This window comes from Nocardia sp. 852002-51101_SCH5132738, assembly GCF_001665695.1.
GTDB classification, from domain to species: domain Bacteria; phylum Actinomycetota; class Actinomycetes; order Mycobacteriales; family Mycobacteriaceae; genus Nocardia; species Nocardia nova.
In genome coordinates this window covers 14,546-40,435 of the sequence record NZ_LZML01000136.1, presented here as the reverse complement: position 1 = coordinate 40,435, position 25,890 = coordinate 14,546, and the positions used below count along the sequence as shown (strand labels likewise).

The 25,890-nt window shown below is 67.9% G+C and carries 25 protein-coding genes; 15 read left to right on the top strand and 10 right to left on the bottom strand.

Annotated features, from left to right (window positions below):
* Both A5789_RS19750 and A5789_RS19745 read right to left on the bottom strand, forming a co-directional pair.
* Positions 1-484: helix-turn-helix domain-containing protein (locus tag A5789_RS19750; protein WP_231956651.1), on the bottom strand; the 484-nt coding region annotated here is incomplete at its 3' end.
* Between the two features lie 106 nt (positions 485-590).
* On the bottom strand, positions 591-1,847 hold the full coding sequence (locus A5789_RS19745) for a DUF445 domain-containing protein (protein WP_063016254.1): 1,257 nt from the start codon (positions 1,845-1,847) through the stop codon (positions 591-593).
* A 318-nt stretch (positions 1,848-2,165) separates the two neighbouring features.
* Between A5789_RS19745 and A5789_RS19740 the strand changes: the two genes are divergently transcribed.
* The 3 genes from A5789_RS19740 to A5789_RS19730 all read left to right on the top strand — a co-directional run bounded on the left by A5789_RS19740 (position 2,166) and on the right by A5789_RS19730 (position 5,698).
* Complete coding sequence (locus A5789_RS19740) at positions 2,166-2,888, top strand: TetR/AcrR family transcriptional regulator (protein ID WP_030516152.1); 723 nt, start codon at positions 2,166-2,168, stop codon at positions 2,886-2,888.
* Between the two features lie 99 nt (positions 2,889-2,987).
* The gene (locus tag A5789_RS19735; RefSeq protein ID WP_064904456.1) at positions 2,988-4,430 is read left to right on the top strand and encodes an AarF/ABC1/UbiB kinase family protein; all 1,443 of its coding nucleotides are present in this window, start codon (positions 2,988-2,990) and stop codon (positions 4,428-4,430) included.
* Between the two features lie 20 nt (positions 4,431-4,450).
* On the top strand, positions 4,451-5,698 hold the full coding sequence (locus A5789_RS19730) for a trans-acting enoyl reductase family protein (protein ID WP_064904458.1): 1,248 nt from the start codon (positions 4,451-4,453) through the stop codon (positions 5,696-5,698).
* A gap of 31 nt (positions 5,699-5,729) precedes the next feature.
* Here the strand turns inward: A5789_RS19730 and A5789_RS19725 are convergent, their stop codons facing one another.
* Positions 5,730-6,656 (bottom strand): diiron oxygenase, encoded by a 927-nt coding sequence (locus A5789_RS19725; protein WP_063016250.1) that lies wholly within the window; start codon positions 6,654-6,656, stop codon positions 5,730-5,732.
* Positions 6,657-6,819: 163 nt separating this feature from the next.
* Between A5789_RS19725 and A5789_RS19720 the strand changes: the two genes are divergently transcribed.
* The 8 genes from A5789_RS19720 (at position 6,820) to A5789_RS19685 (ending at position 12,073) form a co-directional block, all read left to right on the top strand.
* A complete protein-coding gene (locus A5789_RS19720; protein WP_063016248.1) occupies positions 6,820-7,143 on the top strand; it encodes a DUF4873 domain-containing protein in 324 nt (107 codons plus the stop codon).
* Positions 7,140-7,775, top strand: coding sequence for a class I SAM-dependent methyltransferase (locus A5789_RS19715; RefSeq protein ID WP_064904461.1), 636 nt, complete (start codon positions 7,140-7,142; stop codon positions 7,773-7,775). Before A5789_RS19720 ends, A5789_RS19715 begins: the two co-directional genes overlap by 4 nt.
* Positions 7,776-7,914: 139 nt before the next feature.
* On the top strand, positions 7,915-8,301 hold the full coding sequence (locus A5789_RS19710; RefSeq protein WP_063016243.1) for a hypothetical protein: 387 nt from the start codon (positions 7,915-7,917) through the stop codon (positions 8,299-8,301).
* 1 nt (position 8,302) lies between these two features.
* On the top strand, positions 8,303-8,875 hold the full coding sequence (locus tag A5789_RS19705; protein ID WP_063016241.1) for a hypothetical protein: 573 nt from the start codon (positions 8,303-8,305) through the stop codon (positions 8,873-8,875).
* The gene (locus A5789_RS19700; RefSeq protein ID WP_030516144.1) at positions 8,875-9,600 is read left to right on the top strand and encodes an ESX secretion-associated protein EspG; all 726 of its coding nucleotides are present in this window, start codon (positions 8,875-8,877) and stop codon (positions 9,598-9,600) included. Before A5789_RS19705 ends, A5789_RS19700 begins: the two co-directional genes overlap by 1 nt.
* Positions 9,601-9,655: 55 nt before the next feature.
* The gene (locus A5789_RS19695; RefSeq protein ID WP_064904462.1) at positions 9,656-10,504 is read left to right on the top strand and encodes a PPK2 family polyphosphate kinase; all 849 of its coding nucleotides are present in this window, start codon (positions 9,656-9,658) and stop codon (positions 10,502-10,504) included.
* A 220-nt stretch (positions 10,505-10,724) separates the two neighbouring features.
* Positions 10,725-11,510, top strand: coding sequence for a thioredoxin domain-containing protein (locus A5789_RS19690; RefSeq protein WP_227462677.1), 786 nt, complete (start codon positions 10,725-10,727; stop codon positions 11,508-11,510).
* Entirely contained in the window at positions 11,507-12,073 is a 567-nt protein-coding gene (locus tag A5789_RS19685) for a vitamin K epoxide reductase family protein (protein WP_064904464.1), read from the top strand. The genes A5789_RS19690 and A5789_RS19685 overlap by 4 nt, the downstream gene beginning before the upstream one ends.
* Here A5789_RS19685 and A5789_RS19680 read toward each other — a convergent pair whose 3' ends face one another.
* Both A5789_RS19680 and A5789_RS19675 read right to left on the bottom strand, forming a co-directional pair.
* A complete protein-coding gene (locus tag A5789_RS19680) occupies positions 12,074-13,186 on the bottom strand; it encodes a S1C family serine protease (protein ID WP_064904466.1) in 1,113 nt (370 codons plus the stop codon).
* An 82-nt stretch (positions 13,187-13,268) separates the two neighbouring features.
* Positions 13,269-14,000 (bottom strand): ZIP family metal transporter, encoded by a 732-nt coding sequence (locus A5789_RS19675; RefSeq protein WP_063016284.1) that lies wholly within the window; start codon positions 13,998-14,000, stop codon positions 13,269-13,271.
* Between the two features lie 143 nt (positions 14,001-14,143).
* Between A5789_RS19675 and A5789_RS19670 the strand changes: the two genes are divergently transcribed.
* A complete protein-coding gene (locus tag A5789_RS19670; RefSeq protein ID WP_030516138.1) occupies positions 14,144-15,196 on the top strand; it encodes an NAD(P)-dependent alcohol dehydrogenase in 1,053 nt (350 codons plus the stop codon).
* Here A5789_RS19670 and A5789_RS19665 read toward each other — a convergent pair.
* Positions 15,174-16,571 carry a hypothetical protein gene (locus A5789_RS19665; protein ID WP_064904468.1) on the bottom strand — a complete coding sequence of 466 codons (1,398 nt, stop codon included), beginning with the start codon at positions 16,569-16,571 and terminating at the stop codon, positions 15,174-15,176. The two genes, A5789_RS19670 and A5789_RS19665, sit on opposite strands and share 23 nt — an antisense overlap.
* A 115-nt stretch (positions 16,572-16,686) precedes the next feature.
* Here A5789_RS19665 and A5789_RS19660 point away from each other — a divergent pair, with 115 nt between their 5' ends.
* Positions 16,687-17,250: a TetR/AcrR family transcriptional regulator gene (locus tag A5789_RS19660; RefSeq protein WP_063016231.1), complete on the top strand. Its 564-nt coding sequence runs from the start codon at positions 16,687-16,689 to the stop codon at positions 17,248-17,250.
* A 56-nt stretch (positions 17,251-17,306) separates the two neighbouring features.
* Here the strand turns inward: A5789_RS19660 and A5789_RS19655 are convergent, their stop codons facing one another.
* Positions 17,307-18,194 carry an SMP-30/gluconolactonase/LRE family protein gene (locus A5789_RS19655; protein ID WP_064904471.1) on the bottom strand — a complete coding sequence of 296 codons (888 nt, stop codon included), beginning with the start codon at positions 18,192-18,194 and terminating at the stop codon, positions 17,307-17,309.
* Positions 18,195-18,758: 564 nt separating this feature from the next.
* On the opposite strand from A5789_RS19655, the gene A5789_RS19650 reads away from it, so the two are divergent.
* Together A5789_RS19650 and A5789_RS19645 are read left to right on the top strand one after the other, a co-directional pair.
* Positions 18,759-20,390 (top strand): GMC family oxidoreductase, encoded by a 1,632-nt coding sequence (locus A5789_RS19650; protein ID WP_064904472.1) that lies wholly within the window; start codon positions 18,759-18,761, stop codon positions 20,388-20,390.
* The gene (locus tag A5789_RS19645; RefSeq protein ID WP_064904475.1) at positions 20,387-21,886 is read left to right on the top strand and encodes an aldehyde dehydrogenase family protein; all 1,500 of its coding nucleotides are present in this window, start codon (positions 20,387-20,389) and stop codon (positions 21,884-21,886) included. The genes A5789_RS19650 and A5789_RS19645 overlap by 4 nt, the downstream gene beginning before the upstream one ends.
* A 73-nt stretch (positions 21,887-21,959) precedes the next feature.
* On the opposite strand, the gene A5789_RS19640 is transcribed toward A5789_RS19645, so the two are convergent.
* From A5789_RS19640 to A5789_RS19630, 3 genes are all read right to left on the bottom strand, one after another.
* Positions 21,960-22,157: an antitoxin gene (locus tag A5789_RS19640; RefSeq protein ID WP_051757293.1), complete on the bottom strand. Its 198-nt coding sequence runs from the start codon at positions 22,155-22,157 to the stop codon at positions 21,960-21,962.
* 132 nt (positions 22,158-22,289) lie between these two features.
* A complete protein-coding gene (metE, locus tag A5789_RS19635) occupies positions 22,290-24,617 on the bottom strand; it encodes a 5-methyltetrahydropteroyltriglutamate--homocysteine S-methyltransferase (RefSeq protein WP_064904477.1) in 2,328 nt (775 codons plus the stop codon).
* 191 nt (positions 24,618-24,808) lie between these two features.
* Positions 24,809-25,678: a 3-hydroxybutyryl-CoA dehydrogenase gene (locus A5789_RS19630; protein ID WP_030518802.1), complete on the bottom strand. Its 870-nt coding sequence runs from the start codon at positions 25,676-25,678 to the stop codon at positions 24,809-24,811.
* Positions 25,679-25,890: the final 212 nt, after the last annotated feature.

The following is a 25,890-nucleotide window of genomic DNA, read 5'->3' as shown; positions in this document are numbered from 1 at the left end:
CCCCTGGAACGCCCCCCTCGGATTCCCCCTGAACGGATTCCGAGACGTTCCCTCCGTTGTCGTTCCCCCCGTTTTCGCGGCGGAACGATTCGTAGATGTCCAGGAGCACCTGCTTCTGCCGTTCCGTGATGTCGGTATCGGCCAGCAGTGCGTCCCGCACCGGGCTGTGCTCTCTCTGTTCGAGATAGCCGGCCCGGACGTACAAGACCTCCGAAGACACGCGCAGACCCTTGGCGATCTGCGTGAGTACCTCGGCGGACGGGTTGCGCAATCCGCGCTCGATCTGACTCAGGTACGGATTGCTCACCCCCGCCAGCTGTGCGAGCTGACGCAACGAGACCTGAGCGGCCTCCCGCTGCGCCCGGATGAAGCCTCCGATGTCGTGCGCCGCGTTGGCTACGCGACCCACCCGGTCTCCGGGAACCGCAGACGTCTCTGCGGTTCCCCCCGTGTTCCGATCAGAAACCTCTGGTTCCTGTGCCATCACACTGCTCACCTTCCGGCGGTTGTACGGTCGATTCTAAATGAGGGTGCTAACTCTTGCAAGCACCCTTGTTAGCACTATTTCAGCAAACTTCGGGCAGCGGCCGTCAGAAGCCTGGGAAGAGTAAATGGGATACGGCGTAAATCGCCAGGCCGGCAAGTGATCCGACCACCGTTCCGTTGATCCGGATGAATTGCAGATCGCGCCCCGCCTGCAATTCGATCTTGCGACTCGCCTCCTCGGCATCCCAGCGGGCAACCGTGTCGCTGATCAGGGCCGCGATCTCGGAACCGTAGTTGGCGACGAGATATCTCACACCGCGTTCAACCCAAGCGTCCACTTGTTTTGTCAGTTCGGGTTCGTCGACCAGACGCTGACCCAACTGCTGCACATTCTCCGAGATCTTGCGGCGCAAGGTGCTGTTCGGATCGTCGGCCGATTCCAGGATCATCCGTTTGGCCGCACGCCAGGTCGCACGCGCCATTCCGGTTATTTCCTCGCGCCCCATGATCTCGGCCTTCACCCGCTCGGCCTTGGCGATCATCGCCTCGTCGTACTGCAGATCGCGAGCGAAATCCTCGAGAAATCGGTTCGCCGCCATTCGCACTTCGTGATCGGGTTGTGAGCGAATCTTCCAGGTGAATTCCACCAATTCCCGGTAGATCTTCTCCGAAAGCAGGATATTGGCGAATTTCGGCGCCCACGACGGGGCGTCACGCATGACGATCCGGTCCAGGGTCTCCTGACTCGCCAGCGCCCACTGGTGGGCGCGTTCGGCCAGCAGATCCAGCAGCGGCTCCTGCCGGTTCTCGGCCAGCAGTTCGGCGAGCACCCGCCCGATCGGCGGCCCCCACTGCGGTTCGGCGATGCGCTTGACGATGGTCTGGTCGATGACCTGCTCGACATCGGAGTCGCGCAGCGCGCCGATCACCGCACGCAGAATGGTCGACGACTCCTCCGACACCCGCGCGGCGTGCCGGAAATCGGCCATCCACGTTCCGAGGCGCAACGAGATCTGCGCCGAATTCACCTTCGTCGCCACGGTGTCGGGCGAGAGGAAATTGGTGCGGACGAAATCGCCCAGGCTGGTGCCGAGCTGATCCTTCTTCTTGCGGATGATCGCGGTGTGCGGAATGGGCAGGCCCAGCGGATGCCGGAAGAGCGCCGTGACCGCGAACCAGTCCGCCAGCGCGCCGACCATGCCGGCCTCCGAGGCCGCGCGCACGTAGCCGACCCAGCTGCCGCCGATACCGTTCGAGCCGAGCCAGCAACAGACCAGATAGACGACCGTGGCCGCCACCAGGAAGCCGGTCGCGACCATCTTCATCTTGCGCAGATCGCGTTTCTTCCCGGATTCGTCCATCAGGTCGGCGAACGAAGACGGTGGTCCGGGCGCGCCCCGGGCCGAGGACCGTGTGGCATTTCCCACTCCCGCCCGGGTATCGGGGTGCGCGTTCGCTTCCGCCAGGACGGGGGCGCTGCCGGCAGATTGCTCCATATCCCCATTCTGGCCGGAATATCGGCGTCGCCGGCGTGCGCCCGCTCACCCCGCGCCCGCGCCCGCCTCCGGCGAACGCCCCCGAGCCGAGAGCCGGGCCACTCGGCGAACCGGGAACATCACCTCGGCGAAGGACTTAAGCTGGTGGTGCCCTTATCCCCGGATCCAGGAGTCCCCTCGAGCATGACCACACATCGTGCCGCGAGCGCTGCCGTCGACTCCGCTGCGGTGCGCCCCGGCCGGGTGGACGGTCGCAAGCGGCGCTGGCACCAGCACAAGATCGACCGCAGGGAAGAACTCGTCGACGGCACCCTCGCCGCTATCCGCAAACGCGGCGGCGATGTCGGGATGGACGAGATCGCCGCGGAGATCGGCGTATCCAAAACCGTCCTCTATCGCTACTTCTCGGACAAGTCCGATCTGACCCGCGCCACCATGGAACGGTTCATCGAGACCACGCTGATGCCGCGGATCTACGAGGCGATCAGCGACGACGCCGACGAATATCAGCTGGTCCGCAACACTCTGGCCGCCTATGTGCACACCGTCGAGGCCGATATCGACGTCTACCGCTTCATCATGGGCAACGGCTCGACCACCGACAAGTCCAGCCTCGCCGATTTCGAGAAGCTGTTCGCCGACGTGGTTTCGGTGGTGGTGCAGACCAAGGCCTTCGATCGCGGCGTCGACACCGAGGGCGTGCTGCTGTATTCGTACGTGATCGTCGGCGGTGTGCAGCTGGCCACCGACTGGTGGATCAGCAACCGCTCGATGTCGGCCGATCGCATGCTCGACCATCTGGCGATGATGGTGTGGAGCGCTATCGAGGGCATGGTCCGGGCGGGTGGTTCGCCGGAGAAGTTCAACGCCGTGCCGCACGAACTTCCCGAGGCCGACCTGGGCTGATTCGCCCGCGAAGGAATCCGTGCTCGCCGTCTCTGGGCCGACGGCTCGCGCTTGGCTACGCTGAAGACCGGCCAGGCGGGGCATCAACGGAGGTCATCAATGGCGAAAGAGCTGCCGACGTCGCGGCTGGCGCGGGGGACGAAACTGGGTGTGGCCGTCGCCGGCAACGTCTTACGTGCGCAGAAGACCCGCCGTTCCATGCGCGGACGCTCCGAAGCGGTGCGCGAGCGGATGGCCGAGGAGTCGATGATCCGCGCCACCGAGCAGATGGTCATGGTGCTGGGCACCATGAAGGGCGTGGCCATGAAGCTCGGCCAGATGCTCTCGGTGCTGGATCTGGATCTGGTTCCGCCCGAACATCGCGAGCGATTCCAGCGCCGGCTGGCCGTCTTGCGCGACAGCGCGCCGAAGGTCTCCTTCGACACCATGCGCGGCGTCATCGAGAAGGATTTCGGCCGCACGCTCGAAGAGCTGTTCGCCGAATTCGAGGACGAACCGATCGCGGCGGCCTCCATCGGCCAGGTCTACCGGGCGCGACTGCACGACGGGCGCGCGGTCGCGGTGAAGGTGCAGTATCCGGGCATCGATACCGCCGTGCGCGCCGATCTGAAGAATCTCGCGATGTTCCGCCGCGTCCTGCAGTCGGCGATGCCGTGGGTGACGCCGGCGGTCCTCGACGAACTGCGGCTGAACCTCGAGAGCGAACTGGACTACGTGGCCGAGGCGCATACCCAGCGCGAGGTAGCCGAACTGTTCGCCGACCATCCGTTCATCGTGGTCCCGGCCACGATGCCCGAGCTGTCGAGTACGCACGTGCTGGTCAGCGAGTATTTCCCCGGTCGCGGTTTCGAGGACATCCGCCGATTGCCGGAGGCCGAACGCGACCGGGTCGGCGAGATCATCTACCGCTTCTACGTCGGTTCGCTGTTCACCTTCAACGAATTCTGCGGGGACCCGCATCCGGGCAATCTGCTGCTCGGCGAGGACGGCCGGGTCGCCTTCCTGGATTTCGGGCTGTTCAACCGGATGGATCCCGAACACGTCCGGTTCGAGGCCACCTGCATCCGTGCGGCGGCCGAGGAACGTGCCGAAGATCTGCGCCAGTTGATGATCGACCACGGCATCATCGATTCACCGGAGGAGATCACCCCCGAGGACTGTCTGGAGTATGTGCTCGCCGCGTGCGAGTGGGCACTGATCGACCAGGACCTGACCATCACCCCCGAATTGGCCAGCGGCGCCTTCGTGCTGGCGGTCGATCCGCGCGCGAGTGAGTACGCCGGGATGAAGCAGCAGAATCTGCCGCCGGAACATCTGTTCTCCCGGCGTGCGGATTTCCTGACCTTCGGGGTACTCGGCCAGCTGGAAGCGACCGGGAACTGGCATCGGATCGCCCGCGAGTGGCTCTACGGTGACGACCCGGTGACCGAACTCGGTAAGCAGCACCACGCCTGGCTGGCCCGACGCGGCCTGCCGCGCAAACCTGCCAAGCGCGCCGCGCCACGCAAAGCCGCCGGCGGAAAACGTACCAGCACAAAGTAATCGGCCACCACGAGAATGGGATGGGCATGACCGACAGGGAATTCGACCTCGTACTGTTCGGCGCGACGGGGTTCGTCGGCCGGCTGACCGCGCAGTATCTGGCCGAGGCCGCGCCCGCGGATGCGCGTATCGCCCTCGCGGGCAGTTCGCCGGAGAAACTCACCGCGGTGCGCGACGAACTCGGCGGCGGGGCGGCGATCTGGCCGCTGCTGGTCGCCGATTCCTCCGACCAGGCGGCACTGGACGCGCTGGCGGCCCGGACCAAGGTCGTGGTCACCACCGTGGGCCCGTATCTGCGGTACGGCCTGCCCCTGGCCCAGGCCTGCGCGAATGCCGGCACCCACTACGCGGACCTCACCGGCGAGCCGCTGTTCATCCGCGAATGTATCGATCGGTTCGGCGAGCGGGCCGCCGAAACCGGCGCGAAAATCGTGAATTCTTGTGGCTACGACTCGATTCCGTCGGATCTGAGCGTTTATCGGCTCTACCGCCGGTCGGTCGAGGACAACACCGGGGAGCTCACCGACACCACCCTGGTGGCCTGGCTCAAGGGCGGCGCCAGCGGCGGCACCATCGACTCCGGGCGGGCGATGATGGAGGCTATCGCCACCGATCCGGCCAAGGGTTCGGTGCTCTCGCACCCGTATTCGCTGAGCCCCGACAAGTCGATGGAACCCGATGTGGGCCGGCAGTCCGATCAGGCTCTCTCGCGCGCCTCGGCGATCGACCCCAGCCTCGACGGCTGGGTCGCCACCTTCGTGATGGCCGCGCACAACACCAAGGTGGTGCGGCGCAGCAACGGCCTGCTGGGCTGGGTGTACGGCAAGAACTTCCGCTATCGCGAGGTGATGAGCGCCGGAAGCTCGCCGGCAGCACCGCTGGTCGCCGCGGGTATGGCGGGCGGCATCGTCGCCACTATGACCGCCGGCGCCCTGCTCTCCCGCGTGTCGGTGGGGCGCCGGCTCCTGGACCGGATCCTGCCGAAGCCGGGCACCGGCCCCGGCGAGCAGGCCCGCCGTAGTGGCTGGTTCACCATGAAGACCTTCGCCGACACCACCTCGGGCGCACGGTACGTCTGCACCTTCGCCGGACAGGGCGACCCCGGCTATCAGGCCACCTCGGTGATGCTCGGCGAGGCCGGACTGTGCCTGGCCTTCGACGAACTCCCGGAATTGGCGGGCATCCTCACGCCCGCCTCCGCCATGGGCGATCCCCTCACCGATCGCTTGCGGCGGGCCGGGATGACCATCGAGGTCGAGCGCGCCTGAACGACGGAAGAGCTTGCGGCGGCAGGCCCGTTCACAGATCGTCGGGCAGTGAACGGGTCAGCCGCCACAGCGCGTGCACCGCCGCGCCGTCGAGCATGCCGACCTCGTCGAAATAGCGCAGCATCGGCTCGGACAGGAAACTCATCGTCCGCCGGTACTGCGGGCCGGTGAAGGCCGCGGCGAATCCGCGCCGGGGGTCGATACCCACCGCGCGATAGACCTGCGGATTGACGAGCATCGGATACAGCACCAGCGCGAAGTAGGCCAGCAGGAGTTGATGCGGCAGCCGCTGCCACCGCGAACGCCGGGCCATCCCGCGCGCCAGCGCATCGCGGGCGAAACCGATGTGCCGCGCCTCCTCCAGCACGTGAATCCGCATCAACTGCCGCACATGCGGCTGAACAGTGCTGTCGGCCATGGCTTCTCGTTGACCGCGATCGAGGATCTCCTCGATCAGCAGCGTGCCGGCGTAGACGACCGGACCGATCGGGAAGTGTTCGGCGACCCGCAGCTGCATCCGGTTGAGCGCCACCGGCCGATACGGCGGTATTCCGGTCTTGTCGATGAGCCGCGCGAACATGATCGAATGGCGCGCTTCCTCGCTCAGTTCGGTGAGCGCGTACATCGCATGCTGCGAGGTCGGGTCGCGTGCGACGATGCGCAGCAGATACTTGCTGAGCAGCCCCTCGGCGACGATCCCGAACGACAGCAGGCTCACCAATTCGTGTTTGCCGAGTTCGATCCGCTGCTCGGCAGTGAGCCGATCCCACAGCGGAGTGCCGTAGAGCGAGATCCGGTGTTCGGGCAGCCACGCCTTGTCCGGGGCCCACGGCTGCTCCCAGTCGATGTCGATATCGGCGTCGTAGAAGTGTTCCGCCGACGAGCGAAGCAGCCGCTGGGCCACGCGCTCGCGCCCGTCGAAACCGTCCCCCGCGAGATTGTCGGTGTGCTGTGTCATCGGCTTCACCGTTCTGCCGCTACGCCGCGGCCGGCGCGTTGTCCGTGCTCACCGTCGACGCATTTGCCGACCGATGTGAGCGGTGGCACACTCGATATTACCTATTACTCATTGTCACGGCTATAGTGCGGCAGGACCTGACGCGCAGCTCGGAAAGGCGATCATGCGGCAACCCGATGCGGATTATCTGGGGCCGGCCGTCGTCGTGCTGGGCGATCGGGAGTTCGCCGTCCGAGTGCGGCTGCGCGGCCATCGCCAGCCGATCGACGGCATCTACCGCTGGTACGGACGCGTCGATCCGGATGCGGCGCTGGATGCGGCGGCCGGCAACCGGAAGCAGCGCGTCGAGTTGCGGACCACCGAAGGCGCCGCGAACGCGATCCTCGGTGATCGCGACTTCTGGGGGCGACTGCGGCTCGTCGGGCACAGCGCACCGCCGTACCGGATCTCGACAGCAGACGACCTCGACGCGAGGATGACCCGGTGAATCTCGCACGCCGCACCATGAACAATCCGGTCTTCGCCCTGCTCTACGAGCGGGCGTGGCGGCCGACCAGCTTTCTACTGGCCACCGGGCGCACCATGCAGGCCGATCGCCGTGACGCGGTGCGGACCCTGCGCCTCGACGCGGGCGACCGGGTGCTCGACATCGCTTGCGGGCCGGGCAATTTCACCCACTACCTGAGTGAACATATCGGCCCCGGATACGCGGTGGGCATCGATTTCTCGGTGCCGATGCTGCGGCAGGCCGTCGCCGACAACTCCGGCCCACGGGCCGGCTACGTCCGCGGCGACGCTCGCCGGCTTCCCTTCCCCGACAACAGCTTCGACGCGGTCTGTTGTTTCGGTGCGCTGTATCTGATTCCGGATCCGCTGACCGCCGCCGCCGAGATGATCCGGGTGCTCGCGCCCGGCGGTCGCATCGCGATCAGCACCAGTCACCGCCCGCAGGGCTGGGTGGGCGAGGTCTCGAGCGCGGTCGGCGGGGCGGGCGGGCTCCACGTATTCGACCTCGACACGTTCCCGAAACTGTTCGCCGAATCCGGGCTGGTGGATATCGTGCAGGAAGTGCACGGCCTGCTGCAGTACGTCAGTGCCCGGGCGGCCGAGGCCGCCTGAAACAGACAGCGCCACAGTGATTTACACATTTTTCGCGCCCATCGATGTGCGCATTCACAATGCGTCGCCACGCGCCCGGCGACCGCTGCTCCGGTAAGCTCGCTCGCGGGAAACTCTCGGGCGGAAGGGGATCATCACGGTGCCGATTCCGGAGACCGGCCAGCATCTGGCGCGCGAGTTGTACGCCGCGGCAACAGGTTCCGGAGCGGAGGTGTTCGAGATTGCCGAGGACACCGCGCGCAATCTCGCGGCGGCCTGCGACCGTCTCGTCGAGGATCTCCATGCCGCTCGCAGCAGCGGCGCCGTACCGACGGCGGTGCGCGGCTTCGGCGAACTCGCCTCCGGCCGGTCCCTGGCGCGCGGATTCTCCCGCAAAGGAGGCGAATTCCTCGACACCGTCCTCTCGTTCCAGCAGACGGCACTGCTGTTCAAGGCCGCCTATCTGGCCGCGGGGAAACACTTCGACGAGGCCGAGGCCGCCAACCGCGCGGCGCTGGCGCTGATCCGGCCCGAGCCGGGAGTGTGAGGTGACCGACGCATCGCATGTCGATCCGCCCTTCGTCGCGGATCGGGAGGTGTACGGCTCCTACAGCCACCGGCAACTGTGGGAGCTGGTGCACGAGACACTGGATCCGGCCGCGCTCGGTGAGGCGGCCGCGGCCTGGCAACAGCAGGCCGACGCCGTCGCCGCGGCGTTCCGGACCTTCGCCGAGGCCACGCACGCCGAATTCGAGCATTGGTCCGGGCGAGCCCGCGCGGCGGCCGAACCCGCGACGGCGGCGTTCGTCGAACGAGGCGCCGCCGCGGCCGAGGTCTGCGCCCGGCTGCGGCAACTGCTGGAGGCCGATGCGGAAGCGGCGCAATCCATTCGGGACGCCCTGCCCGCGCCGCGGGCCTATGTTCCGCTGCCCGACCCGGTCGCCGAGGTGGTGCACGGCGGCGCCCGCCGGATGACCCACGACGTCGCCGCCGCCGCGGCCCTGGCCGACGCCCGCGACATCATGACCTTCCGCTACAACAGCACCCTGGTCGCCTCCGGTGACCGGGTGCCGCGCTTCGTTCCCGCACCCCGGCCGGATTCGGGTGGGGGTCATCCGTAGTGAAGTGGGTGCTGACGCCGGACGAGTTCGCCCACGTCTGGGCCACCGAAACCGATCTCGACCGCCGTCCCTATCCGGTGAACATGATCCCGGAATCCACCGTGCGCACCGAATCCGAATATGCCGCACTGGGTTTGCGCACCCGCTATGCGCGCAACACGGATCCGGATCTCACCGCCGCACTGCTGCTGTGCACGCGGCCGGACGCCACCACGATCACCGTCTCCGGCCGGCGCTCCACACCGGCGGACGAGCCGGAACTGATCCTCGCCTTCGCCGCCGTCGTCCACCGGCACGCCGGGCTGCTGATCGCGCGGCCCGACGCCGTCACGGTCGCCGTCTGCCACGCGCGCGGGGTGGGCGAACGGCTGGTGGCCGCGATCGGCTCGGCGCCGGCGGGCACACGCGGGCCGATGCGCGAACCGCAGCACGCGGTGCTCGACATCGGGACCGACGCCCATCCCGGCGGCGATATCGACACACCGCAGGATCCGGGCGCCGCCCGCTTCCGCCGCACGCTGCGCGCCCCGGTCGACGCGCGCGGATTCATCACCGTCACCGTCGCACCCGACAATCCCATGTCGCCGCCGACGCGGCATCGCACCTGGCTCGACATCACCGGCGACGGACGTTATCTGCTCACCACGGCCGCCGAGCTGGTGCTGACCCCGGTCGACGACGCCGAATTCGCCGCACAGTTGACGAGACTGGCCGGAATCGGCTGACTCACGGGCACGATCACCGCCCGGCTGTCGGGGCCGCCGACCATACTCGACGGTTATGGCGAAATCTCCGTGGACCGAACCGCCCACCACCGCGTTGCGAGCCGCCGGGGTCCGGCTCGATTCCTACGACCTGTCCGCGACGCCCGGATTCACCGGCGACAAGAAACTCGGTGAGCAATTGCTGCCCGAACGCGGCCAGGTGCTGTCGGAGCTGCAGGAGATGCTGTTCGCGAACGGCCGCTCGGGTGACCACCGCAACCTGCTGCTCATCCTGCAGGGTATGGACACCGCGGGGAAGGGCGGCGTGGTGCGCCACGTGATCGGCATGGTCGACCCGCAGGGGGTGCGGCATGCCGCCTTCGGCGTTCCCACCGAGGAGGAACGCCGGCACCACTATCTGTGGCGAATCCGCCACCGGCTGCCGGCCGGCGGTCAGATCGGCGTCTTCGACCGGTCCCATTACGAGGACGTCCTCGTGGTGCGGGTGCAGAACCTGGTGCCGCGCGAGGAATGGGAGTCGCGCTACGACGAGATCAATCGGTTCGAACGGGAAATCACCGAGGCGGGCACGACGATCGTCAAGGTCGCGATGTTCGTCTCGCTGGAGGAACAGAAGCGCCGCCTCGGCGAACGGCTGGAACGCTCGGACAAGTACTGGAAGTACGACCCGAGCGATATCGACGACCGCGCGCTCTGGCCCGACTATCAGCAGGCCTATCAGGACGTATTGGACCGCACCGATACCGAACACGCGCCGTGGTTCGTCGTTCCGGCCGACCGGAAGTGGTTCGCCCGCCTGGCCGTCACCGAACTGCTCATCGATGCGCTGGGTGGTCTGAAGCTGGGCTGGCCCGCGCCGCAGTTCGATATCGACACCGAGAAGGCGCGGCTCGCCGCGAGCTGATCGGCACGGAGACGCCGGTCACCACCGCGGATATTTCGACCCGAATCTCGGGGATCTCTCAGGTTGACCGGGAATCATGTGGTGCCGAGTGTGCCTCGCGTGGCCGCCCGCCCGCGATGCGGCACCGCGACGGCGTGGCGGACGGCCCGTACGATCGCAGGCGGCTCCCGGCCGCACAACACCGATGTCGCACACCGACACGTAACACAGGAAAGGCGTGGTGAACTCCGAGGTGAGCAAGAATCCGCGTGGGAAGAACTCGCTGACGGCGGTGCGAGGCGGAGATCGCACGCGCACGATCCTGATTCAGGTGGGTGTCGCGGCCGTGCTGATCGCGCTCATTGCGGCCATCGGCATCAGCATCGCCGTCAAACAGTCCAACAAGAACGACACCGGGCCGGTGCCCTCGGTCGCCGCGCAGCCGGCCTCGCCCGACGCGGTCACCGGCTCGATCACCGACCAGGGCGAGATCAAGATCGGCAAGCCCGGCGCCAAGGTCGACATCCGGGTCGTCGCCGACCTGCAGTGCCCGGCCTGCAAGATGTTCGAGACCGCCAACGCCAAGGCCATCGAGGACGCGGTGAACGCCGGCACGGCCAGCGTGCGCTACAACATCATCGCGTTCCTGGATCAGTCCTCGGGCGGCACCCGCTACTCCTCGCGCGCGGCCAACGCCGCCTACTGCGTCGCCGGCTCCGACCCGACCAAGTTCCTGCCGTGGTTGACCACCATGTACGAGCAGCAGCCCCCGGAGGGCGGCACCGGCCTGCCCGACGAGAAGCTGGTGCAGATCGCCCAGGCCGCCGGCTACACCGATCCGGCCGTGGCCGAGTGCATCACGTCGGACAAGTACGACAAGTACGTGCAGAAGACCACCAAGGACGTGCTCAACAGCGGCATCAAGTCCACGCCGACGGTGTACGTGAACGGTAAGCAGATCACCAGCTCGCAGCAGCTGATGCAGCCCGACGGTCTGCGCCCGGTGATCGAGGCCGCGGCCAAGTGATCACCGTCCGGCCCCGCCCCGCGTGGTTACTCCTGCTCGGCACCCTGCTGGGCTGGCTGGCCGCGGTGACGTTGACGATCGAAGACTTCAAACTGCTGAAGGATCCGTCCTACCGGCCGTCGTGCAGCATCAATCCGATCCTGTCCTGCGGCTCGGTGATGGCGACCCATCAGGCGTCGGTGTTCGGATTCCCGAATCCGATCATCGGCGTCGCGGGATTCTCGGTGGCGGTCACCATCGCGGTGCTCGCGGTGGCCGGTGTCGGCCTGCCGCGCTGGTTCTGGGGCGGGCTGTGGATCGGCCTGGTCGCCGGGATGGGCTTCATCTTCTGGCTGATCTTCCAGAGCCTCTACCGCATCGGCGCGCTGTGCCCGTACTGCATGGTGGTGTGGACGTTCACGCCGGTCTGCCTGGCGGTCGTCACCGATCAGCTGTGGGGTGGGGCCCGCGGGATCATGGGCATCGTCGCGCAGTGGCGGTGGACGATCGTCGTGGTCTACTACGCGATCGTGCTGCTGCTGGTCTTCCTGCGCTTCCAGGACTACTGGCTCTCGCTGTTCTGATCAGTTGGGCGGGCCGGCGGCCAGCGTCACCTCGAGCGTGCGGTGCGTGCCGTCCGGCTCGACCAGATCCAGCCGGATCACCTCGTCCGGCCGGCGCACGTTGAGCGCTGCCTTGAGCGTCTGCGCCGAGGTGACCGGTGTGTCGTCGACCGCGACGATCACCTCGCCGGAATCGAGCCCGGCCGTGAAGGCCGGCAGCCCGTAGATCGCCACGTCCACCCGGGCGCCGGTGGGTTTGGCATCGGAGGTCAGGACACCGAGTGTCGCGGTGGGGCCGACGTGGACCGTATCGGTCGGAATGCCGGTGCGGATCTGGCGCACCACACTCAACGCCCGATCGATCGGCACCGCGTATCCGCTGGCCTGCCCCTGCTGCCGGGACAGTTCTCCCGAGGCGGCGGTCACCACGCCGATCACCGCGCCGGTCCGGTCGACCAAGGCGCCGCCGGACTGTCCGGAGACCACCGGCGCGGCCACCTCGATCATGCCGATCAACGCCTTGCGCGACAGATCGGCGGTATCGCGCGCCACGATCGAGGCATCCAGCGCGGTGACCGTGCCCGGTGTCGCGGTCGGGGAACCGGTTCCGCCCGCATTGCCGATCGCCAGCGCCTGATCGCCCACCCGGACCCCGGCGGAGCTGCCGATGCGGGCCACCGACAGCGACGCCGCCCCGCTCAGCGACAGCAGCGCGATATCGGCGTCGGAGTCGTAGCCGAGCACCGTCGCCGGATAGTGCCCGCCGTTGCCGAGATCGCCGACGGTGATGGTCTCCGCGCCCTTCACCACGTGGTGGCTGGTCAGGATCTCACCGTCGGGACTGAGCACGATGCCCGATCCGGCCGCGCCCATCCCGCTGGGCCGGATCGACACGTTGATGTTCACCAGTTCGGGTTCGACGGCCGAGGCCACCGCCGCGGGATCCATCGGCGGCACGGGTGGCCCGAACAGCGCCGAGGTGGAGTGGCCCGCGGGCACCGCCCACCGTGGCAGATCCCCGCGGTAGCCCAGGAATGCCGCGCCGACCAGGGCCATGACGAGCACGAAGACGACCGTCGACAGCCACCCGCCGCGAGCCGGACGCGATTGCCGGCCCGAATGCTGCTCGTCCATCGCCGCTCCCGATTCTGCATGCCCGGGGTGGGCTGGCGGAGTTTGTGCTTTTATGTGTACCAAATCGGCGCGGTGCCCGGTATCAGTCCTGCAATGCCGCCACCGCGAACATCAACGCGGCGCCGGCGATCGTGCAGAACAGCACGGTGCGCGACGGGCGGCCCGAATGTGCTTCCGGCAGAATGTCACTCGTTGCCAGATACAGCAGGAATCCGGCGAAATATCCCAGATACAGGCCCGCGACGTCGGGAGGCACCCGGATCACCGTGCCGATGATCGCGCCCGCCACCGGCGCCAGCGCATCCAGGAACAGCAGGGTCAGCGCCCGCCGCCGGGCATTGCCGTACAGCGTGGGAATGGTGAAGGCGTTGAATCCGTCGGCGAAGTCGTGCGAGATCACCGCGATCGCGACCGAGATGCCCAGCGCCGTGCCGGCCTGAAATCCGACGCCGATGCTCAGACCGTCGAGCATGCTGTGGAAGATCAATCCCCCGGTGGCGACCAGTCCGACCGACGGGAAGTCGTGGGTGTGGCGGCCGAAATCCTGCTCGTGCCCGATGTGGATCGCCATCTCGCGTTCGATGATGTGAATGGTGAAGAAGCCGATCACGGCCGCCACGAGCACGCCGGGCACACCCGAGACGACCCGGTCGGATTCGGCCAGGGCATCGGGGATCAGGTCGAAGGCGACCACGCCGAGCATGATCCCGGCGGCCAGGCCGAGGATCAGCCGCTTGCGCTCCCCGATGCGCGCGGCCGCCAACCCGCCTGCCAGCGTCGAACACATCGATATCAACGCCAGCACGATCGCCACCGGATCAGCATCCGATATCGGCGCGAGCCCGCCGAGCACATCCGACCGGCGGGTCGCCGGTGGTGGGTATGGCCCCCGCTCCGGTCGCGTCGCTCCAGGCGGGTGGTTTGCGTAGGCATCCATGCGGGGGTAGGCATGAACGCATGACGACAGCTGCCGCGTATTCCGTTTCCGCGCCCGACGGCCGGTTCACCAAGACCACCATCGAACGTCGCGCACTCGGCCCGCACGACGTGCTGATCGACATCAAGTACGCCGGCATCTGCCACTCCGACATCCACACCGCCCGCAACGAGTGGCACGGCACCAAGTACCCCTGCGTCCCGGGCCACGAGATCGCCGGTCTGGTCGCCGCGGTCGGCCCGGAGGTGACCGAGTTCTCGGTCGGCGACCGGGTGGGCGTGGGCTGCATGGTCGATTCGTGCGGACAGTGCGAGCCGTGCCTGGCCGGTGAGCAGCAGTACTGCGTGCGCGGCGCCACCATGACCTACAACGGCGCCGTCCCGGAGGAGATCCAGGCCGGCGGCTACACCCTCGGCGGCTATTCCAGCCAGGTGGTGGTGACCGACGGCTTCGTGGTGAGCATTCCGGAGGGCATCGGACTCGACGAGGCCGCGCCGCTGCTGTGCGCGGGCATCACCCTGTATTCACCGCTGCGGCACTGGAACGCGGGCCCGGGCAAGCAGGTGGCGATCATCGGCATGGGTGGGCTGGGCCATGTCGGGGTGAAGATCGCCGCCGCGATGGGCGCCGAGGTGACGGTGCTGAGCCATTCGCTGAGCAAAGAGGACGACGGCCGGCGGTTCGGCGCGCACCACTACTACGCCACCACCGACCGCCAGATCTTCCGCGATCTGCGCAACCGGTTCGACCTGATCATCAACACCGTCTCGGCCGATCTGCCGATCGACACCTATATGCGTCTGCTGAACCTCGACGGCACCATGGTGATCCTCGGCCTGCCCGAGCAGCCGCTCGCGGTGCGCCCCTTCACCCTCACCGGCAACCGCCGGTCGCTGGCCGGGTCGAATATCGGCGGCATCCCGCAAACCCAGGAGATGCTGAACTTCTGCGCCGAACACGGCATCGGCGCGGAAATCGAGGTCATCTCCGCCGACCGCATCGACGAGGCCTACGAGCGCGTGGTCGCCAGCGACGTCCGGTACCGGTTCGTCATCGACGCCGCCACCATGTGAATTTCGAGGCGACGCCGGCGTCCGCGCGCTCGGCGTCGCCGCCGGAGGGCGAAACCGAGCCGTCCGCGGATCGCGGAACCGAGCCGTCGGCGGATGGCGTTCCCGCGCGGCCGGCGGTGCGGTGCAACAACTCCGCGAGATTGCGGCGCACCCGGCCCATCTGGGCGCGGCTGTGATCGTTGGTGTCGTATTCCACCTGCACCGTCAGCCGCTCCCCCAGGGTGAACGCGGTCAGCTTGGGCGGCATGCCGGGCCCCATGGCGAGCAGGTTGTCCCGCACCAGCCGCACCCCCTCGGGGAGGATATGGTCCGGCACCCGCCCGATGTTCGACAGTGCGATACTGGGCTGTTCCGCGAGTATCCGCGCGGTGGCCTCGTCGCGAATGTACCGGCCCGCCAACGCCAGACGCGCGGGGTCGCGGCGCTCCAGGGCCGCGCGGACGTCGGCGTGCACCACCCTGCCCAGTTCGAACGGATCGGCGGATTCGGCCACCGCCAGTAGCGTGCCCCAGCCGGAGGCGCAGTTGAGGACCGTCTCGTCGGGCAGCCACGGATCCACCGCGGCCCGCATATCGGCGGCATAGCCGCAGACCATCGGCAGTGCGCCCACGCCGCCCAGTTCGGCCCGGACCGCGGCCAGCGCACACCCGCTCAGCAAGGCGTTCACCCCGATCCCGGCCGAGCGCGCCGCGGCGGCGAAGGCCGCGGTCTCCTCCGGTTCCAGCTCGATCCGCTCGGCGACGAACAGACCGCGCCCCGACCCCGCCGTGCCGTCGCGCGGCAATCGCGCGGGCGGCTCACCGATGATCGTGCGCATCGCCGCGAGCAGTTCGTCGACCTCCGCCCCGGAGACGACCGCGGCGAGGCGCTCGTCGACCGCTTGCGGCAGTTCGTGATTCGCGCGCACCGGCAGCGGCGCCCCGCGGCGATGCGCGGTGTAGCGCCGCCACATCTCGTCCAGCAGTGCGAAAGACGAACGGCCGTCGGTGATTCCGTGATGGACGACGAGCACGATGCGGGTCCGGTCGTCCTCGCGGAACACCCGCGCGAAGAACAAGCCCTCGTCCCACGGTTGCGGCTGGTTGACGAAGTCGACGTATTCGATGTCGCCACCGGGACTTTCGATGGCCGCGGGGCGATAGCCCTCGACATGGCGAAGTACCGGCACCCCGGCGTCGTCGAATCGGCGACAGCTGAGCAGCGGATGCTCGGCGGCCAGTTCGGCCAGCACCGTGCGCAGCAGTTCGGTGTCGAATTCCCCTTCCACGGTCGACCCGATGAACAGCGCCATCCCGCCGACCGGCACGGAACCGAAGGTGGCGTGTTCCTGGAAGTAACCCGACTCGAAGGGCGATATCGGACGTTGCGTGACCATCTGGCACCTCTCGGACGATTCGGAGATCACACGGAGAACCATACAGCCGTTTCAAACACTTGTCACAAACATTTGTTTGAAACATTCGTCAGCGGGCGCTTGCTACCCTGCCGACGTGGGAACACGTGAGGATCTGCTCTCAGCGGCCAAACACTGCCTGGCCGAACGCGGCTACGCCCGGACTACGGTGCGCGATATCGTCGCCGCCTCGGGCAGCAATCTGGCCGCGATCAACTACCACTTCGGCACCCGCGACAACCTGCTCACGCAGGCCATGATCGAATCGTCCGCCGAGGCCGTACAGCAGATCCTCGACGCGCTCGCCGAGAGCAGCGAACCGCAACCGGCGCAGCGGCTGCTCACCTTCCTGGGGCGTCTGACCGCCACGTTCACCGAGCAGCGTGCGCTGTGGGCGGCCAATATCGAGAGTCTCGCGCAGGCATTGCATTCCGGTGAGGTGAAGGCCGACATCACGACCAAACAGCGCGAGGGCAAAGTAGCACTGACCCGAATGTTGTTGCCCGACAGGGATATCGAGGACGACGACGGCGGCCCGATCGGCGTGCTGCTCTGGACGCTACTCGACGGCCTGCTCGTCCAGTGGCTGCTGGACCCGAAGTCCGCCCCCTCGGCCGAGCAGCTCGTCGCCGGTCTGCGCACCCTCGCCCCGATGCTGTAGCCGCCGGCCCGGGCGCGGCCCGCATCCGGTCATCCGCGCCCAGGTCCCGGCGAACGTCACGCGCCGAGAACCACCCGAAGCACAGTGCCCGTTCCCGTAGTGACCAGCAGCGCGCGATCGTCGGTGGGGACCTTCGCGACCGAGGTGGCCGGCACGCCGAGGTCGGCGACCGCGCAGACCCCGCCGGTGGCCGGGTCGACGCGGACCAGACGACCGGTCGTGGTCGCGACGTACAGCATGCCGTCCGGACCCATGGTGAGATCGTCGGGCAGGGCGGTCAGCGGGAGCGCCCCGACAGTGACCGAAGCGACGGTCGTCTGCGACTGCGGAGCATCGACGGGGATGCGGACGATGCGACCGTCGAGGCTCTGATAGAGCGTCACGTAGAGCGAATCACCCTGCAGCACAATGCCGTTCACCCCGGCTACCGCGGCGCGCGCGGTCCAGTCGGCGTCGACGGAACCGCCGGGCCGCACCTTCACCACTCCGTGTGCCGTATCGGCGACGTACAGATTGCCCGCGCCGTCGAAGGCCGCACCGTTGGCCATGCCGAGACCGGAGACGTAGACCTGCGGCGCCGGATGGTCGGCGCCGGGATCGAACCGCACGACGCCGGAGGAATGCGCCCCGGGCAGCAGTCCGGCCGACGAGTCACCGAAAACCACGTACAGCGCACCGTCGGGACCGAGCCGGACCGCACCGGGCCCGTCCACGGGTACCTCGGCGGTCACGTGCCCGCCGGAGTCGTAGCGCTGCACCACATTTCGGAAGACGCGCGAGACCCAGAGGTTCCCTCGAGCGTCGTAGCCGAGGTTCTCCGCGAAATCGAGCAGCGGGGCCTGGGCGGGCAGCAGCTGTTCCACCGACGAGGCCGGGCAGCCGGGCGCCTCGGCGTGAACCGGAGCGAGCGCGGACGGAAGAACGGCCGCAGCGCTGATCCACACTGTCGCGAGAACGCCCGCACTCGCGACATGTCCGACGGGCCCGTGCGCACCGCCCCGGCCGCGCCGAGAGATCCGTCGCCGGCCACGGCGCGCACCCCGTGGGAACGAACCACCCATCACGGTCCTCCTGCCGTTCGCCGCCATACCGCGCAACCGTCTTCGCGGCGGGCATCGACGCCATCCCCGGTTCGCGGGTCCGGCCGAATCCTACGTGCCGTGATCCGGACACGCCCAGGCTCACGAATACCGAGCACCCCGCTCAGGAGCCGGCCGCATCACAGCGGAGCAGGTGGCGAGCGACCGACACGCGGTCGTCGGGCGCCGAGTAATCTGTAATCGCCTGTGTACCTTCATATTCGGCGGAAGCACTGCACTGCCTGTGCGCCCCGCCCGGACCCGCCGGCCCCGGCCGCGATTCGCTACCTCCGAACTCCGCTCCCGACCGCCGCACACAGCGTAAGGTCGACCCTGGAACCGGGTCCGGGACGGTCTCTGCCGCTATAACCGCAGGTCGGCCCCTCCGGATCCGTGTCGGTGTTCGGCAACCGTGCTGGAGGTCCTCGCGTGCCCGACCGTGAATCGTTCGACTACATCATCATCGGAGCGGGGAGCGCGGGCTGCGTCCTCGCCCATCGCCTCACCGAGGACCCCCAGGTCTCGGTCCTGCTGCTGGAGGCCGGTCCCGACGACCGGGCCGACGAGATCAAGATACCGGCGGCGTGGGGGAAATTGATTCGCACCCAATGGGATTGGCGCTACGAGACCACACCGCAGAAACATCTCGGCGGCCGGCGCGCGTACTGGCCGCGGATGAAGGCGCTGGGTGGATGCTCGTCGATGAACGCGATGATCTTCATCCGCGGCAACCGCGCCGACTACGACGGCTGGCGGCGCGACTTCGGCGCGGTCGGCTGGAGCTACGAGGACGTCCTGCCCTATTTCCTGCGGTCGGAGACCAACACCGGCCTGCGTTCGCCGTATCACGGCACCGACGGCCCGTTGCACGTCGAGAACCGCCGCTACACCCACGAACTGACCGATGCCTGGATCGCCGCGGCCGCGGCCGCGGGCATTGCCCGCACCGACGATTTCAACGGCGCGACGCAGGAGGGCGTGGGCCGCTACCAGGTCACCCATCGCAACGGCCGCCGCTGGTCCACCGCCGACGGCTATCTGCGCCCGGCGCTGGACCGGCCGAACCTGACCGTGCGGACCGAGGCGCACGCCACCGCGCTGGTGCTCGACGGGACCCGCGCGGTCGGCGTGACCTTTCGCCGCCACGGCAGCGAGCACACCGTGCATGCCGAGGCCGAGGTGCTGCTCTCCGGCGGTGCGGTCAATTCGCCGCAGCTGCTCATGCTCTCCGGTATCGGGCCCGCGGCGCACCTGCGCGAACTGGGCATCGAGGTGATGGTGGACCTGCCCGGCGTCGGCGAGAATCTGCACGACCACCCGGTGGCCCCCATCCTGTGGCGCACCCGCGGCGTCTCCGATCTCGCCGATTTCGAGACCCCGTTGCGGCTCGCGCAGTGGCAGGCGCTCGGCCGCGGGCCGCTGACCTCCAATGTCGGCGAGGGCGGCGGATTCGTGCGCACCCGGGAGGGACTCGAAGGTCCCGACATCCAATACCACGTCGCGCCGACGGCGTTCTACGACAACGGTTTTCACGAGAACATCGCGCCGATGTTCACTGCCGGGCCGACGCTGGTCGACGTGCACAGCCGCGGGCGGCTGCGGTTGCGGTCGGCCGATCCGCTGTGGAAGCCGGAGATCGATCCGGCCTACTTCTCCGACCCGCGCGATGCGGATGCCCTGCTCGCGGGCTGCCGGCAATTGCTCGAGATCGCGCGGCAGCAGCCGCTGGCCGCCCATCTCGACAGTTCCTACCTGCCCGAACGCGCCGACCGGATCGACGAGGACGGCTGGCGGGCCCACATCGCACGCTGGACCCAGACGCTGTTCCACCCGGTCGGCACGTGCGCCATGGGCAGCGGCGAGACAGCGGTGGTCGACCCCGAACTGCGCGTCCACGGCGTCAGCGGACTGCGCGTGGTCGACGCCTCGGTGATGCCCCGCATCGTCCGCGGCAACACCAATGCGCCGACCGTCATGATCGGCGAGAAGGCGGCCGACCTGATCCGCGGCCGCACCCCGTCGTCCAGCACCGGCACCGCTACCAAGGAGGCCACCCGATGACGACCGTGAACGAGATCGGTGAGATCGATACGCACGCCACCTTCGATGTGCACGATCCCGGCACCGGCGAGGTGGTGGGCACCTACCCCATCCACACCGAGGCCGATATCGAGGCGGCGGTGGCCCGCGCCCGCACGGCATACGAGTGGTGGTCGAGCCTCGACTACGGCGAGCGGGCCCGGCGCCTGGCCGGATTCGCGGGACTGCTGGCCCGCCGGATGCGGCAGCTGGCCGCGGTGATGCACGACGAGACCGGCAAGCCGTATTCCGATGCCGCGCTCGAGGTGGCGCTGAGCCTGGACCATCTGAAGTGGGCGGGCCGCAACGCTCCGAAGGTGCTGGGCCGCAAGAGCGCTCGGGTGGGGCTGCTCACGATCAATCAGGCGGCGTCGGTGGAGTACAAGCCGCTCGGCGTGATCGGCGTGATCGGCCCCTGGAACTATCCGGTGTTCACACCGCTGGGTTCGATCGTGTACGCGCTGGCGGCGGGAAATGCCGTGGTGTTCAAACCCAGCGAATACTCCCCCGGCGTCGGCCGCTGGCTGGTCGACATGTTCGCCGAGGTCGTGCCGGAACAGCCGGTGCTGCAACTGATCACGGGCGAAGGGGCGACCGGTGCGGCGCTGTGCCGATCGGGCGTGGACAAGATCGCCTTCACCGGCTCCACGGCGACGGCCAAGAAGGTGATGGCCGCCTGCGCCGAGAGCCTCACGCCGCTGGTCGCCGAATGCGGCGGCAAGGATGTGCTGCTCGTCGACGCCGACGCCGATCTGAACGCCGCGGCCGACGCCGCGCTGTGGGCCGGAATGGCCAATGCCGGCCAGTCCTGTATCGGCACCGAACGGGTCTACGTCCACGAGCGCGTCTACGACACCTTCCTCGACACCTTGGTGACGAAGGCGAAACAGCAACGCGCGGGCAATGATCCGGGCGCCAAGATCGGCCCCATCACGATGCCGAAGCAACTCGACGTGATCCGCCGCCACATCGAGGACGCCGTCGCGCGCGGCGGCCGGGCACTGACCGGCGGCGCCGACACCATCGTCGGACAGGTGGTGCAGCCCACCGTGCTGGTCGACGTGCCCGAGTACGCCCCGGCCGTGACCGAGGAAACCTTCGGGCCCACCCTCACCGTCGCGAAGGTGCCCGATATGGACACCGCGATCGCCCGCGCCAACGACAGCCGCTACGGCCTGTCCGCGGCGGTGTTCTCGAAGGCGCGCGGGCGGGAACTGGCCGATCGGCTGCGTACCGGAATGGTCAGCGTCAACGCGGTTTTCACGTTCCCGCAGATTCCGTCGCTGCCCTTCGGCGGTGTGGGCGACTCCGGCTTCGGCCGCATCCACGGCCCCGACGGACTGCGTGAATTCACGTACGCCCACGCCGTCGCGCGGCAGCGCTTCCCCTCGCTGCTCGCCCTGACGACCTTCGACCGCACACAGAAGGCCGACGACACCATGGCGACACTGATGGCGCTGCTGTTCGGCCGGCACTGATTCGCACAGCACGAAGGCCACGTCCGGCGCGAAGCCGGGCGTGGCCTTCGCCCCTGTACCACCTGTGCGTGGTCTACTTCTCGGTCTGCTCGTGCAGCGCCTTCTTCGCGGCCTGCTGCGCGGCGTCGACCTGCTTTTCGAACTTGCCGCCGGTCTGCTTGTCGACCAGATCGCCGACCTTGTCGATCACCGGGTCGAGTTTGTCGGCATTCTTGGCCGCCAAGTCGGCCGCCTTGCCGGCGGCATCCTTGAGCTGGTCGAACATACCCATGAGCGGTTCTCCTGATCTCGAAACAGTAGTCGTAGGCTAACGCACTCGGGGCGAGCGAATCTTCGGCAACAGCTGTGAGTTTCGCCCGGGTGGCGAACCACCCGGGCGATGCGGATTGCGCAGCGGCAGGAGCTATTCGGCCGCTTCGGCGCGACGCCGCACCCGGCGGGCGGCGGCGACCATATTGCGCAGCGAAGGATCCAACTGCCAGTAGTGGCGGGTCTTCAAACCGCCGTCCGGATTCGCCCACAGCCGCTGCGGGGTCACGGCTTCGGCTGCGGCGGTGAGCAATTCGTCGATCTCGTCGATATCCGGAATCCGCGCCGAACGGCTCTCGTACACACCCGGGCCCACGCCGTGGCTCAGGCCGTGCCCTTCCTCGACATCCTCGGTCAGCGCCTTGAGCACCCATTCCAGCGAGCGGGTCGCGACGATGGCGGTGACGTCGGCGTCGAGTTCCTCGATGGCACGCACAATTTCGGAGCGGGCCGAATAGGCGATATGGGTGTGGATCTGGGTGTCGGGCCGAACCCCGGAGGTCGCCAGCCGGAACGCGTTGACCGCCCAGCGCAGATATTCGGTGCGCCCGTCCGGCCGCAGCGGCAGCAACTCGCGGACCGCCGGTTCGTCGACCTGGATGATCGCCACGCCGGCCTTCTCGAGATCGGCCAGTTCGTCGCGGATCGCGAGCGCCACCTGATCGGCGGTCTCGTACAGCGGCTGGTCCTGGCGCACGAACGAGCGCGCCACCATCGTCACCGGACCGGTCACGATGCCCTTCACCGGCTTGTCGGTGAGCGACTGCGCGTAGGTGATCCACTCCACCGACATCGGCTTCGGCCGCGACACGTCGCCGTAGATGATCGGCGGCCGCACACACCGCGATCCGTAGACCTGCACCCAGCCGAAGTGGGTGGTCGCGAAACCGTCGAGCAGTTCGGCGAAGTACTGGATCATGTCGTTGCGTTCGTGCTCACCGTGCACGAACACGTCGAGGCCGATGTCTTCCTGCAGGCGGATGGTCGACTCGATCTCGGCCTCGATCCGCTTGCGGTACTCCTCGTAGGACAGCCGGCCTTCGCCGAGGTCGTAGCGGGCCTGGCGCACCGCGTCGGTCTGCGGGAAGGAGCCGAGCGTGGTCGCCGGAACCAGCGGCAGATTCAGCCGCTCCCGTTGCGCCTTCGCGCGCACCTCGTACGGTTCACGCTCGCGCATCTGCGGCGTGACGGCGTAAACCCGTTGCCGCACAGCGTGTTTCTGCTTGAAATGCACCGACGTCGGGCGCTTCGCCCACTTCGCCGCGGTCTCGCCGCCTTCCCCGCCCCGATGCACTTCGGTCAATGCCTTCGCCAGCGAAACAACCTCGAGCACTTTCTGTTTCGCGAATGCGAGGCGGTCGGCGACATTGCCCTCGATGTCGTATTCGACCAACAGGTCGTAGGGCACGTGCAGCAGCGTGGTCCCGGTGGACACGACGAGGTCCGGGCACACCTTCGACAGCGCGTTGAGGTATTCGAGGGTGACCAGCCGGTCGGCACGCCAGACGTTGGTGCCACTGATCACGCCGGCGTAGAGCCGCTTGCGCCGGATTCCGGGAATCTCGGCGAGTTCCTCGGGCCGGGTGCGGTGGCCGGCCAGGTCGAGCCCGATCGCCTCCACCGCGGTACCCGCCAGAATCCGCACGGCCTCACCGAAATCGCCGTACTGGCCGGTGACGAGGATGCGCGGACGCAGCGCGGCCGTCGACAGTCGCTGGTAGGCACGCTCGAACGCGGCCAATTCCTCCGGCGTGCGTTCACTGGTGAAGCACGGCTCGTCGAACTGCACACAGGTGGAACCGCGCTTGGCCAGGATCTCGAGCAGCTGCTCGTAGACCGGCAGCAGCTTGTCCAGCAGGGTCAGCTTGTCGAATTCGGTCTCGCCCGGCACCTGCCCGGCCTTGGACAGCAACAGCAGCGACAGCGGGCCCAGCACCACCGGCCGCAGTTCGATGCCGCGGTCCATCGCACGGTCCCACTCCTCCAGCAAAGCCTCGGGGTGCAGCGAGAATTCGGTATCGGCGTCGAGTTCGGGCTGACGGTAGTGGTAGTTGGTGCCGAACAGGCGAACCAGCTCCAACGGCGGCAGATCCGGCCGGCCGCGCGCCATCAGGAAGTAGAAGTCGAGCGGGTGCAAGTCCTCGCGATACGGCTCGAACCGCTTCGGCACCGCGCCGAACAGCAGCGCGTTGTCGAGGATGTGGTCGTAGAAGGAGAAGGTGTTACCGGGTACCTGCGTCAGTCCGGTCGCGGCCAGCTCGGAGAACTGGGTGTCCTGGATGTCGCGCCCCACCGCGAGCAACTCCTCGCGCGAGAGGGTGCCGTGCCAGTACGACTCCAGTGCACGCTTGAGCTCCCGGTGCGGACCGATCCGCGGATAACCCAGGATGCTCGATCCGAAACCGTCGGTGACGTTGACCATGAGCGGGACTCCCTTTCGAGCTGCGGTCGAGGACCTTCTCCGCAGCCTATGCCTGTGTTGGTTGGCCTACGCTTCGCTCCGGCGGGTTCGCGGCACCCAGGGCTCGTCGTTCGGGCACCGCCGCTTGCTCTTTCGTCGCCTACGCAGCGGCACCCGAACGACGAGCCGACCGGCTCCGAGAAGCCCGATCGTCAGCGGTTGTACTGGTAGAAGCCGGCCCCCGTCTTCTTACCGAGCAGCCCGGCCTCCACCATGCGCATCAGCAGCGGCGGCGCCGAGTAGAGCGGCTCCTTGAATTCGGCGTACATGGAGTCGGCGATCGACTTCACGGTGTCGAGGCCCACCAGGTCGGTCAGGGCGAGCGGGCCCATGGGGTGGGCACAGCCGAGCACCATCGCCTTGTCGACGTCTTCCTTGGTGGCGAAGCCGGATTCGACCATGCGGATGGCCGAGAGCAGGTACGGCACGAGCAGCGCGTTGACGACGAAGCCGGAGCGGTCGGCGGAGCGCACGACCTGCTTGCCGAGGACCTCACCGGCGAAGGCTTCGGCGCGCGCGGAAACGGCTTCGCTGGTCTTGAGGGTGGTCACGAGCTCGACGAGCGGCAGCACCGGCACCGGGTTGAAGAAGTGCATGCCCACGACCCGCTCGGGGTTGTTGGTGGCGACGGCGATCTTCATGATCGGAATCGAGGAGGTGTTGGAGGCCAGCACGGCGTCGGGGTCGGTGACGACCTTGTCGAGTTCGCTGAAGATCGCGGTCTTGACGTCTTCGCTCTCCACGACGGCCTCGACGACCAACTGCCGGTCGGCGAAGTCACCGAGGTCGGAGGTGAACCGCAGCCGCCAGGCGGCCTGTTCGCGCTCGCGCTCGGTGATCTTGCCGCTGCTCACACCGCGATCCAGCGATCGCAGGATGCGGGCGCGGCCGGCGGCGGCCAGTTCCCGGGTCTGTTCGAACACGAGCACATCGACATGCGCCCGGGCGCAGACCTCGGCGATTCCGGCGCCCATCTGTCCAGCGCCGATGACTCCGACGCGTTGAATCTTCTCGCTGCTCACTGTTCCGCCTCTCCGGAATTTTTGCGGGCGGCTGAGTGCCGCGGTAGTCGTGCATCCGTTGTTGCGTCGGGTGCCAAACCGGTTCTGGATGTACCCGATGAGTTACCCATGTTCTTACGAAATCAGTTGTCTCGTATCGAATTTTGCCGGGCACGTTGTCGACTGTCGGGGTTCTAAGGGAAAAGCCCTCCCCGCCGGGGCTGTTCGACGGG